At 38.6% G+C, this 11,914-nt stretch carries 13 protein-coding genes; 12 read left to right on the top strand and 1 reads right to left on the bottom strand.

The genetic code is table 11. From position 1 onward, the window contains the following. From thiI to HCJ30_RS06785, 8 genes are all read left to right on the top strand, one after another. Positions 1 to 1,212 carry a tRNA uracil 4-sulfurtransferase ThiI gene (gene thiI, locus HCJ30_RS06820; RefSeq protein WP_185391491.1) on the top strand — a complete coding sequence of 404 codons (1,212 nt, stop codon included), beginning with the start codon at positions 1 to 3 and terminating at the stop codon, positions 1,210 to 1,212. 173 nt (positions 1,213 to 1,385) lie between these two features. Then, positions 1,386 to 2,417: an N-acetyl-gamma-glutamyl-phosphate reductase gene (argC, locus tag HCJ30_RS06815; RefSeq protein ID WP_185391490.1), complete on the top strand. Its 1,032-nt coding sequence runs from the start codon at positions 1,386 to 1,388 to the stop codon at positions 2,415 to 2,417. Between the two features lie 15 nt (positions 2,418 to 2,432). Beyond that, positions 2,433 to 3,629: a bifunctional glutamate N-acetyltransferase/amino-acid acetyltransferase ArgJ gene (argJ, locus tag HCJ30_RS06810; protein ID WP_185391489.1), complete on the top strand. Its 1,197-nt coding sequence runs from the start codon at positions 2,433 to 2,435 to the stop codon at positions 3,627 to 3,629. Positions 3,630 to 3,641: 12 nt separating this feature from the next. Beyond that, positions 3,642 to 4,394, top strand: a complete 753-nt coding sequence (gene argB / locus HCJ30_RS06805; protein ID WP_185391488.1) for an acetylglutamate kinase — start codon at positions 3,642 to 3,644, stop codon at positions 4,392 to 4,394. Then, on the top strand, positions 4,391 to 5,551 hold the full coding sequence (argD, locus tag HCJ30_RS06800) for an acetylornithine transaminase (RefSeq protein ID WP_185391487.1): 1,161 nt from the start codon (positions 4,391 to 4,393) through the stop codon (positions 5,549 to 5,551). Before argB ends, argD begins: the two co-directional genes overlap by 4 nt. Next, positions 5,548 to 6,498, top strand: coding sequence for an ornithine carbamoyltransferase (gene argF, locus HCJ30_RS06795; protein WP_185391486.1), 951 nt, complete (start codon positions 5,548 to 5,550; stop codon positions 6,496 to 6,498). Before argD ends, argF begins: the two co-directional genes overlap by 4 nt. A 280-nt stretch (positions 6,499 to 6,778) precedes the next feature. Next, positions 6,779 to 7,126, top strand: a complete 348-nt coding sequence (locus tag HCJ30_RS06790) for a hypothetical protein (protein WP_185391485.1) — start codon at positions 6,779 to 6,781, stop codon at positions 7,124 to 7,126. 1 nt (position 7,127) lies between these two features. After that, positions 7,128 to 7,526 (top strand): hypothetical protein, encoded by a 399-nt coding sequence (locus HCJ30_RS06785; RefSeq protein ID WP_260444418.1) that lies wholly within the window; start codon positions 7,128 to 7,130, stop codon positions 7,524 to 7,526. A 70-nt stretch (positions 7,527 to 7,596) separates the two neighbouring features. Here the strand turns inward: HCJ30_RS06785 and HCJ30_RS06780 are convergent, their stop codons facing one another. Then, entirely contained in the window at positions 7,597 to 8,400 is an 804-nt protein-coding gene (locus HCJ30_RS06780) for an NAD kinase (protein WP_008947953.1), read from the bottom strand. Positions 8,401 to 8,580: 180 nt separating this feature from the next. Between HCJ30_RS06780 and sppA the strand changes: the two genes are divergently transcribed. The 4 genes from sppA to HCJ30_RS06760 all read left to right on the top strand — a co-directional run bounded on the left by sppA (position 8,581) and on the right by HCJ30_RS06760 (position 11,899). Continuing rightward, on the top strand, positions 8,581 to 9,594 hold the full coding sequence (gene sppA / locus HCJ30_RS06775) for a signal peptide peptidase SppA (RefSeq protein WP_185391484.1): 1,014 nt from the start codon (positions 8,581 to 8,583) through the stop codon (positions 9,592 to 9,594). Between the two features lie 19 nt (positions 9,595 to 9,613). Further along, on the top strand, positions 9,614 to 10,150 hold the full coding sequence (locus HCJ30_RS06770; protein WP_185391483.1) for an RDD family protein: 537 nt from the start codon (positions 9,614 to 9,616) through the stop codon (positions 10,148 to 10,150). 61 nt (positions 10,151 to 10,211) lie between these two features. Then, a complete protein-coding gene (tpx, locus tag HCJ30_RS06765; RefSeq protein WP_008947950.1) occupies positions 10,212 to 10,709 on the top strand; it encodes a thiol peroxidase in 498 nt (165 codons plus the stop codon). A 191-nt stretch (positions 10,710 to 10,900) separates the two neighbouring features. Continuing rightward, positions 10,901 to 11,899 carry a class I SAM-dependent methyltransferase gene (locus HCJ30_RS06760; protein ID WP_185391482.1) on the top strand — a complete coding sequence of 333 codons (999 nt, stop codon included), beginning with the start codon at positions 10,901 to 10,903 and terminating at the stop codon, positions 11,897 to 11,899. The last annotated feature ends 15 nt before the right edge of the window (positions 11,900 to 11,914 follow it).

The raw sequence follows: 11,914 nt of genomic DNA, 5'->3' as shown, positions 1-11,914 counted from the left end.
TTGGAATTTGATCGTATGTTAATTAGATACGGAGAGTTATCTACTAAAGGAAAAAACAGAAAACAATTTGTGACGAAGTTGGCGCAGAATGTCAAACGCGCAATGCAAGATTTACCGGAAGTGCGCATCCACGGGGAACGCGACCGGATGTATATTATTTTAAATGGCGCAGATTATCAGCTTGCGGAAGAACGTTTGAAACCGATTTTCGGGATTCAATCATTTAGCCCAGCTGTGCGTGTTAATTTAGATTTAGAGGAAGTAAAAGCAGCAGCACTTGCTTTAGTACAAGATGCACATGAAGAAAACGGGACATTTAAAGTAGCTGCAAGACGTAGCCACCGCGAGTTTCCGCTTGATTCCAATGAAATAAATCAAGAAATTGGAGCATACGTACTGCAAAACATCAAGGATTTAACGGTCAACGTCAAAAATCCAGATGTAAAACTAACCATTGATGTACGTAAAGAAGGCGTATTTTTATCATGCCGGACGATTCTTGGTGCTGCTGGTCTTCCAGTTGGTTCATCAGGCCGTGCGATGCTAATGCTTTCTGGTGGGATTGATAGCCCTGTTGCTGGATATTTAGCGCAAAAACGTGGTGTCGAAATTGAAGCAGTTCATTTCCATAGCCCACCATACACGAGCGAACAAGCCAAACAAAAGGCAATCGATTTAGCGGCAAAACTAGCTAAATATAGCGGACAAGTACAAATGCACATCGTTCCATTTACAGAAATTCAAGAAGTTATAAAACAACAAATTCCGGAAAGTGTTATTATGACTGTCACTCGTCGCATGATGCTGCGAATTACGGACGAACTTCGCCGCAAGAGAAATGGTTTAGCGATTGTTAATGGCGAAAGTTTAGGACAAGTAGCCAGCCAAACATTGGAAAGCATGTTAGCAATTAACGCCGTAACAGCAACACCAATCATTCGTCCAGTTGTTTCGATGGATAAAAATGAAATCATTCAAATCGCGCAAAAAATTGATACGTATAATTTATCCGTGCAACCATTTGAAGACTGCTGTACGATTTTCACACCACCATCACCAAAAACAAAACCAAAACTAGATAAAATCGAGCATTACGAAAGTTTCACCGACTTTGACGCTTTAATTACAAAAGCGTTAGACAATATCGAAACTATTTCCGTGAATATTGCTGAAACGGAACAAGTGAAAGATGAGTTTGCTGATTTATTTTAAGATTAAACCGTTTATCCGCGCTAGGATAAACGGTTTTTTTGTATATAATATACATAATAAATAACTTATGATGCATAAAACAGTTTTAATAATTAATAAAAAACCATTTGACATTATAAATATACATCATTATAATGAAAAGTATCATTTAACAATTAACGGGAGGGGTTAGGATGAAAGTTTCCATTATCGGAGCGACAGGATACGGCGGACTTGAGTTAATTCGACTGCTTCACCACCATTCTTCTGTCGACATCGCAACGTTACATAGTTTTTCCACACCTTCAGCCACACTAGCAAACTTTTATCCGCATTTAAAAGATTTAGAAGCTAGCCCCTTAGAGAAAATAAATCCAACAGAAATCATTGAAAAAAGCGAAACGGTTTTTATTGCCACACCATCAGGAATTGCCAAAGATATCGCACTACCATACGTTGATGCAGGAATGAACGTCATTGATTTATCTGGAGATTTTCGGTTGAAAGATAGCCGACTGTATGAAAAATGGTACGGGAAAAGCGCGGCGCCTGAAGACTACATCGCTAAAGCAGAATATGGGTTAGCGGAATTTCGCGAAAATAAAGAAACGACTTTTATCGCCAATCCAGGATGTTATGCCACCGCAACTTTACTTGGGTTAGCACCACTCGCGAAAAATCAGCTAATTGATCCAACATCGATTATTGTAGATGCGAAATCAGGCATTTCCGGAGCTGGAAAAGTACCATCCGCAAGCACACATTTCACCGAAACCAATGAAAACATGACTCTGTATAAAATGAATTCCCACCAACATATTCCAGAAATTATGCAACAACTGACGAAATGGGATGAAAGTATCCCAGCAATCCAATTTTCTACCTCATTAATTCCCATCACAAGAGGAATCTTCACAACCATCTACGTTAAACCAAAAAAATCAATCACCCAGAAAGCGTTACATACCCTTTATGAATCCACCTACGAAAACGCTCCATTTGTCCGAATTCAACCAGAAAATATCTATCCAACTGTGAAACAAGTGACCGCATCCAATTACTGTGACATCGGTCTTGCTTATAACGAAAAAACGAATGTCATTACCATCGTTTCCGTGATTGATAATTTAGTCAAAGGAGCGGCTGGTCAAGCGATTCAAAATTTGAATATCATGGCGAATTTTGCTGAGAGTGACGGATTAGGATTTATTCCAGTGTATCCGTGAAAGGGGAAAAGTAAAATGAAACTTATTAAAGGAAACATCGCCTCGCCAAAAGGTTTTTATGCGGACGGAAAACATGCTGGGCTGAAAAGAAAACGAAATGATATCGGATGGATTTATTCCGAAGTCCCAGCAAATTCTGCTGCTGTTTATACGATGAACCAAATGCAAGCCGCGCCGATTTTTGTGACGAAAGATTCTTTTCAAAATAGCGCCGAGTTGCAAGCGATTATTGTGAATAGTGGCAATGCCAATGCATGTACAGGCAATCAAGGAATGTTAGATGCACTAGCAATGCGGGCGAAAACGGCAGAAAATCTGGCAATTCCGTTAGAGTCTGTTGCGGTTGCTTCGACCGGGATTATTGGTGACATGCTACCGATGGACAAAATCATCGCGGGAATCGATATGCTGGAAAAAAACACCGGAAATGCGGCCGATTTTGAAGAAGCAATTTTAACAACGGATACGTTTCAAAAGCAAATTAGTTTTCAAACGGAAATCGGTGGTGAAACGGTAACGATGTCGGGTGTGGCGAAGGGATCGGGAATGATTCATCCTAATATGGCGACGATGCTCGCCTTTATTACGACCGATGCCGCCATTCCAGCTGAATTATTGCAAAAATTATTAAAAATAAAAGTAGATAAAACTTTCAATCAAATAACCGTGGATGGCGACACTTCGACAAACGATATGGTAGTAGTGATGGCGAATGGTTGCGCGCAAAATCCACTAATTCAAGAAGGAACAGCCGATTTTGCCAAATTTGCGGATATGTTTCAAGCGGTAACAGAGCATCTTGCTAAAAGCATTGCGCGTGACGGGGAAGGCGCGACGAAACTTATCGAGGTCCAAGTAAATGGCGCTACTAAAACAGAAGATGCCAGAATGATTGCGAAGAAAATCGTATCTTCCAGCTTGGTGAAAACGGCGGCTTTTGGCGGAGATGGTAACTGGGGCCGGATTATTTGCGCGATTGGGTACTCGGGTGGTCGCTTTGCCCCGGATAACATTACGATTAAAATTGGCGGGATTGAAATTCTGAATCATAGCAGCCAAACTATTTTTAACCAGCAAGCGCTAGATGCTTATTTGGAAGAGGAGCATATTGTTATCGAAGTCGATCTTCATATCGGTCTTGAGTCAGGAACGGCATGGGGTTGCGATTTAAGTTATGAATACGTCAAAATCAATGCTTGTTACCGGACGTAAGGAGGGCTACGCATGAAGAATACAATTGTCATTAAATTAGGCGGTGTCGCAAGTGATAATTTAACAGAAAGTTTCTTCCAACAAATTACAACATGGCAAGCCGAGGGTAAAAAAATCGTCCTTGTTCATGGCGGTGGTCATTATATATCCAAAATGATGGAGGCCCTCAATATTCCGGTCGAAACGAAGAACGGCTTGCGAATCACGAATAAACAAGCTCTTGAAGTGACAAAAATGGTTTTAATCGGCCAAGTTCAACCAGCCATCACAACCGCTTTTCAAAAAAGAGCTATTCCCGTGATTGGCTTAAATGCTGGCGATACAGGTTTACTCGAGGCAGAACAGTTGAGCGACACAGACCTCGGCTTTGTTGGTAAAATTACCAAAGTAAAAACGGACTTAATCGAACAACTACTTGGTAAAAATATCATCACGGTCATCGCGCCGCTTGGAATAAATAGCGAACATGATTGGCTAAATGTCAACGCCGATACAGCCGCCTGTGAAGTAGCTAGCGCGCTAAACGCAGAAGCCCTTTACCTATTAACGGACGTACCAGGCGTGAAAAATGGAGCAGAAATCATTAGCGAAATAGCAACCGCAGAAATGGACGAATTACAAACAACGGGCATAATACAAGGCGGGATGATACCAAAATTAGCAAGTGCCGCTTTTGCTGCTGAAAACGGTGTTGGTCAAGTAATTATTACAGATTCCCTTCAAGCAACGGGCACAAAAATAAAAAGTAAGGTGGCGATTGGATGAAACATGTTTTTCCTACGTATAATAGATTTCCTATTGATTTAGTCAAAGGCTCTGGAACCATCGTCACAGATGCAGCTGGTCAAACTTACCTTGATTTTACGAGTGGAATTGCGGTTTGCAACCTAGGCCATTGCCCTGAAAATGTGACAGAAGCTATCCAGCAACAATTAGCAAAAGTTTGGCACACCTCGAATTTATACGAATGTGCTTTGCAAGATAGTGTTGCAGAATTAATTACAACTGGAGAAGAGCGACTAGTTTTCTTTTGCAATAGCGGTACAGAAGCGAATGAAGCGGCTCTCAAACTAGGGAGAAAATATACCGGCAAGGAAAAAATCATTACATTTGAAAAATCTTTCCATGGCCGCACATTTGGTTCGATGTCAGCAACAGGACAAGCGAAAATCCATCAAGGTTTCGGCGGACTTGTTCCCGGTTTTACCTATGTTCCTTACAATGATAGCAAGGCTTTTCGGGAAGAAATAGACGAAAATACAGCGGCTGTCATGCTAGAGGTCATTCAAGGAGAAGGTGGCGTCATCCCAGCAAATGCCGCATGGTTGCTAGAAGTTCAAATGCTTTGTAAAAAATTGGGTGTATTACTCATTATCGATGAAGTTCAAACCGGATTAGGTCGAACGGGCACGCTTTATGGCTTCGAACAAATTGGCTTAGACCCAGATATTTTCACGTTAGCAAAAGGGCTTGGAAATGGCTTGCCGATTGGAGCAATGGTTGGAAAATCTTACCTAAGTAGCGCTTTTGGGCCGGGGAGTCACGGATCAACTTTTGGGGGGAATAAATTAGCGCTTGCAGCTGCGAAAGAAATCTTGTTAACCGTGAAACAAGCGGGATTTTTAGAAGAAGTGAATGCCAAATCGGATTATTTTAGAAATCTACTAGAAGAACATTTTGAGCTATTGGATAACGTTTCAGACATTCGCGGCGAAGGTTTTCTTATCGGAATAGAACTGGAAACTGCAGCAGAACCAGTTGTTTCGGAATTACGCGAGCAAGGCTTATTAATACTAACAGCTGGGCCAAATGTACTGCGGATTTTGCCACCTTTAACCGTAAGTTATGAAGAAATCGATCGAGCAGTTACTTTATTGAAAAACGTTTTGGAAAACCAATTGATTGGGAGTGAAGAGGGATGACGATGTATGCCAAAAACAATACAGTGGGCAAAGATATGCTCAGTTTGCTGGAATGGGATAAAGAGGAATTGACGGATATAATAAAGTTAGCTGTGGCGATGAAAACGAACCCGGCGCATTATAGCCATATTTTAAGTGGGAAGATTTTAGGAATGATTTTTGACAAACCTTCTACTAGAACGCGGGTTTCTTTTGAAGCGGGGATTTTGCAACTAGGTGGCCAAGCGATCGTGATGAGTTCCAAGGAGTTGCAAATCGGTCGCGGTGAGCCAATTAAAGATACAGCACATGTGATGTCAGAATATATTGACGCGATTATGATTCGGACATTTAGCCATGAGAAAGTGGAAGAACTGGCATATCATGCGGAAATTCCGATTATTAATGGTTTAACTGACTTACATCATCCATGTCAGGCGTTAGCGGATTTAATGACGATTTATGAATGGAAAGATCAGTTGGACGGCATCAAGCTAGCTTATATTGGTGACGGGAACAATGTTTGCCATTCACTGCTTTTAGCCAGCGCGATGGTCGGCTTGGATATCCGCCTTGCAATGCCAAAAGGCTATGAGGTTGACGAAACAATTCTCGCTACTGCAGAAAAATTGGCTGAGAAAAGTGGTGCTACCATTTTTGTAACCGAGGATTCGAAATTGGCGGTTACGGATGCAGACTTCATTTATACGGATGTTTGGACAAGCATGGGACAAGAAGATGAAAATGCAAAAAGATTAGCGGATTTTGGTGAGAAATATCAAGTAAACGCAGAACTAGTTAGTTTTGCTAAGCCTGATTACCATTTTTTACATTGCTTACCAGCACACCGGGAAGAAGAAGTAACAACGGAAATTATTGATGGCGATCACTCGGTCATTTATCAACAAGCGGGAAATAGACTCCATGCGCAAAAAGCATTACTCGCAGCAATTTTGGAGGCAAAATAAAAAAGTCTAGCATAAGAAGCAAGGAAGACTTCATAATTTTGAGAAGAGGCGTATGTTTTACGTCTCTTTTAAATGTAATATTTTTATGTTTGTGATAAGTTATTGCACCTCTTTTCACAATTAGTTATAATCGTTATAGTGAATGAATACACAATATAAAGAAGAAGGTGGAAAGAATGTCGAAATATGATGCTGAAATTGTTAGTCTACAACAATCCATCGCCGGACAACAAGAAAAAATACGAAGACTAAGAGAAGTTATCGCAAAAGTAGAGAGAAAATGATGAAAAAGAAAATAATCATGATAACGTTGGGAACAGTATGTATTTTATCTGTTCTTTGTATGTATAATTACCATCCTATAACATTTTCAGTTTGGTTGAAAAATGCTAGTTTAGAAGAACAGAGCAGATATTTTTTACAGACTAAGTTTGATAAAAAGTGGAAAAGCATGAATTCGAATATTGAATTTGAGTTTAATCAAGAAAGTGGTCATAATAGTTTGCAGTTGAATAATTATAGTGTGCAAACTCAAGTCGCTGATAAACGAGATGATATATTGAATACGGTCATAGAAAAAAAGGAATACGCATGCCATGATTCTCTTTTCAACAAAACTCGAAAATAGAATGGAAGTACAATCGCCTATTGATAAGAACGGAACACTTCATGTTTGGGAAAATATAGATTTAAATTCAAAACCCCTAAATGAAAGAACAATATACGATATTCCAATTAAAAATGGGACCTTTAAGTCAAATGAAAGAATGGAACAGGAACTTGGAATTAAGACGGATGGAGTTGTTAAGGAAGTTGAAAAAAATCGTGTTCAGTATAATTTCTTGTTAAATGAATTGAAAGAAAAAGAACTGAATAATATTATTATCGAAAGAAATTTCAGATTGCTAATGTCTAGTTTATTCATTCTAAGTGTAGTGGTTGTTTTAATAGCTATACACTACTTTAAAAATAGGAGAACAAGAAAAATGGAGAATTTTTATCTTGAATTAGAAAAAGAATCTAAATAATAAAAAGCGTAGTATTTCGAGGATTTCTCGGCATACTACGCTTTTAAAATAATATTGATTTGTTAATCTTTTATAAGAAATTACGTTTCACTTTATCCCAGAAAGAATTCTTAGGTAGTTTGATAATATTGATAAAACGGTCGCCTACTTCTAAGTTTACTTCATGAACGTGTTGAATGCTTAGTGCTTCGCTGTCCATTCCAATCATTGGGAACTCGTTATTTCCTTCTTCAGACGAAATCTCAATACGTAGTTTACGTTTTGGACTAAGGATGAAAGAAGAGCCAAGCGTACGGAATTTGTTGTTGTTTATAGAAGCCAGTTCACTTACTTGCATAGATGGAAGAAGTGGGTCCACGATAGAACCATTGACTGATTTATTATAAGCAGTACTTCCTGTTGGTGTCGAAATAACCATTCCATCACCGCGGAACGTTTCAAAGTGAGAATCATTAATATACAGATCCATCGTAAGTGTTCTGATGATAGAAGAACGAATGTTAAATTCATTCAATACATAAAATGCTTTGGTGTTATTAACTGTTCCATAAATAGTTGGGTAACGACGTACTAACCAACGATCTTCAATAGCTGCTTTGATGATTTCATCCAATTGATTAATATGAAAATCACAGTATTGACCTAATTGTTCGGTTAGTGCAATCCCTGCATATAAACAATCTTGACGGAAGCCAGTTTCTCTTACGGATTTAAGAAAAGCACCATCGCCACCAATACTGATGATAACGTTCGCTTTTTGATAGTCGTCTGTTAATTCATATCCATAATCAGTCGTAATTTTCTTCAATTCTTTTGCTTTTGCATGTAGTTCTTCGGTTTTGCGATAGGAAAAATAAAAAATAGTTTTTGCCATGTTAGTTGTCCCTCCAGAATCCAATTTTAATCAACAAACTTATTATAACATGACTTAGAAGCAATTTCTTTCTTCATCTATAAAAAAGTGAAAAGGTGCACAAATTCAAAAGAAAATTTGTACAAAATAAAAGAGACTGGTATTATTACTGTATATAAAAAGAAAAAAGGGGAGAATTTAATGAACGCTAAAAGATGGGTTGCACTAGGAATTGTTTGTGCGCTTTTGGTTGTTAGTGCATTAGCAAAGTTTACATCAAGTCAATTTGCTTCAGTGGAAGAGGGCAATCTAACATTTGCTGAAAGTTTATTCGCAGATACAGGCGAACTGACTGAGACAGTAATTGAAGAAGGTGGAATGGATACGATAGCCGTATTATCAGTAGACGGAACTATTCAAGATACAGGAGAGTCTGGTACTTTATTTAGTGATGCTGGTTACAATCATTCTCTTTTCATGCAACAATTAGAACAAGTGAGAAATGACGACCTTATCCAAGGGGTACTTTTGTATGTTAATTCACCAGGTGGCGGCGTGATGGAATCCGCACAAATTCGCGATAAAATTTTACAAATTAAAAAAGAACGAGGTATTCCATTTTACGTTTCGATGGGGAGTATGGCGGCATCAGGTGGCTATTATATCTCCGCACCAGCCGATAAGATTTTCGCGAGTAAAGAAACACTGACAGGTTCGCTTGGGGTTATTATGCAAAGCTATGACTATAGTGAATTAATGAAAAAACTAGGTGTTTCAGATAATACAATTAAAAGTGGCGAGTACAAAGATATTATGAGCGGAACAAGACCAATGACGGAAGACGAGAAGAAAATTATGCAGTCGATGATTGATGATTCCTACAATGAATTCGTTAAAGTTGTTGCAAAAGGCCGTGATATGCCGATAGAACAAGTTCGTAAAATTGCAGACGGCCGTATTTACGATGGTCGCCAAGCAAAAGAAATTGGCTTAATTGATGCATTTGGCTATCAAGAAGATGCTTTAGAAGCACTGAAAAAAGAGGAAGGTTTGTCCGGCGCTACAGTCATCGAATACAGCGCTCCAGAAGACTTTAGTTCGCTATTTTCGGTTGCTGCACAAAAAATCTCTGGACAAAATGCGGATATTTCCCAATTAATTAAATTAACTGGCACACTTAAAGCGCCAAGAATGATGTACTTATATGGAGAATAATGTGAGAGGAGAGGCGCAAATGACGCATGAAAATGTAGCTTTTGAAAGTAAACGCCAAGTCTATCATTATGAGCCGCCCATCCCGAAAGAAGAAGCTATTCCTAAACAATATTTTGCGGGATTTTGGATTCGATTTTTAGCTTATTTAGTCGATTTAATTGCGATAGCGGCCTTAAAAGGAATTCTTATAAATCCGATTTTACGTATTGCTGGCATAGGGATGGATAACAGCTTCTTCACATTTTATTGGGTAATTACGACTATTATTTTTCTCGCATATTTTGTGCTACTAACGAAATTTTTCGGGCAAACTTTAGGGAAAATGTTATTCGGTCTTCGTGTTATCAAATTAAATGGCAAGAAATTAACGTGGCTCAATGTGTTATTTCGTGAAGGCGCGATGCGATTTGTGTTAAAAACTGTTTGGCCATTATACGTTGTTTGCGCTTTTACGCCAAACAAACAAGGGATTGCTGACTTTTTTGAAGCAACATCCGTCGTACACATGGGCTACTTAGAACTAGATGAAAAATGGGTATATGGAGCAAAAAAATAGCTTATAGTTTACTTCTTCTTTAAAATGGAGTAGAAGCGTCCATTTAAAGGAGGAAGATAAAATGACTCAAGTAACATTTAAACATAATCCAGTTACACTCGTAGGCACAGAAAGAAAAGTAGGCGACAAAGCGCCCAATTTCACAGTGGTTAACAGAGATTTAGAAGAAGTAACCTTGCACGATTATGACGGGAAAGTGAGACTTATCAGCGTGGTTCCTTCCATTGATACCAGCGTTTGTTCCACACAAACGCGTAAATTTAACGAAGAAGCAAGCAATTTAGATAACACGGTTGTCTTAACTATCTCCGTTGATTTACCATTTGCGCAAAAGAAATGGTGTGCAGCAGAAGGTTTACCAAATGCAATTACTTTATCTGATCACCGTGACCTTTCCTTTGGAGAAGCATACGGTGTCATTATGAAAGAACTTCGCTTGCTAGCGCGTTCCGTATTTGTTGTCAATGCAGCAGGAGAGATTGTCTACGCGGAAGTAGTTCCAGAAGGCAGCAATCATCCAAATTATGAAGCCGCAATTGAAGCAGCGAAAAAAGCATGAATCTTAAAAGCCTTCCTTTGAATTAGGAAGGCTTTTTTCTGTATTACTACTAAAAATAAACTGTACTAATTATAATTAACTATTTCCAATGGGAATTTCATCTTTTACTACAGAAAATCCTTTCACATTCTTTAGAAATACTGTATAATGTTTGGTGGTGTTAGTAATGATAAAAATTCGAGGTGTTACTTTTGGCAAATGAAGCAACGCAAGAATTATTTCAAGTGCTTGATAATACAGCTATTATCTTGCAAAATGAGCTTGAAATAAGCTATTTGGAAGCGGTTTATGAAACAGGAGAAAATCTGTTTCAAAAAGAAGTTTTACAAAAAGAAGAGTTGTCTTCTGAAAAACAATTGAAATTACAAGCGTCTTACGAAAGTATCGAACTTGAGAATTTCTCAAATGAAGAAATCCGCAAAGGTCTTCAATTAGCACTACTAAAAGGCATGAAACATGGTATTCAAGTTAATCACCAAATGACACCAGATTCCATCGGATTTATTGTGGCGTATTTACTTGAAAAAGTGATTCAAAAGAAGAAAAATGTTTCTATTTTGGATCCAGCCTGTGGAACAGCAAACCTTTTAACGACGGTGATTAATCAACTAGAATTAAAAGGTAATGTGGAAGTTCATGCTAGTGGTGTGGATGTAGATGATTTGCTTATTTCGCTTGCATTAGTAGGTGCGGATTTACAGCGACAAAAAATGACGTTACTTCATCAAGATGGTCTGGCTAATTTATTAGTTGATCCCGTCGATGTCGTAATTAGTGATTTGCCAGTTGGTTATTATCCGGATGATGAAAATGCAAAAACATTTGAACTTTGCCGTGAAGAAGGGCATTCATTTGCACATTTCTTGTTTATTGAACAAGGAATGCGCTACACAAAACCAGGAGGATATTTATTCTTCTTGGTACCTGACGCAATGTTTGGGACTAGTGACTTTGCTAAGGTGGACAAGTTTATCAAGAAAAACGGTCATATCGAGGGAATTATTAAATTGCCCGAGACGCTGTTTAAGACTGAACAAGCACGAAAAAGCATCTTGATTTTACAAAAAGCGGACGTAAATGTAAAGCCGCCAAAAGAAGTTTTACTGGCCAATCTCTCTTCACTAACGGATCCAAGCGTAACCGCGCCGATTTTAGCGGAAATAGAGAACTGGTTCAAGAGGAAACAATAATGGAAGGAATTGACA

The organism is Listeria cossartiae subsp. cossartiae (genome assembly GCF_014224155.1).
GTDB lineage: Bacteria > Bacillota > Bacilli > Lactobacillales > Listeriaceae > Listeria > Listeria cossartiae.
This window is presented reverse-complemented; position numbering and strand designations above follow the sequence as displayed.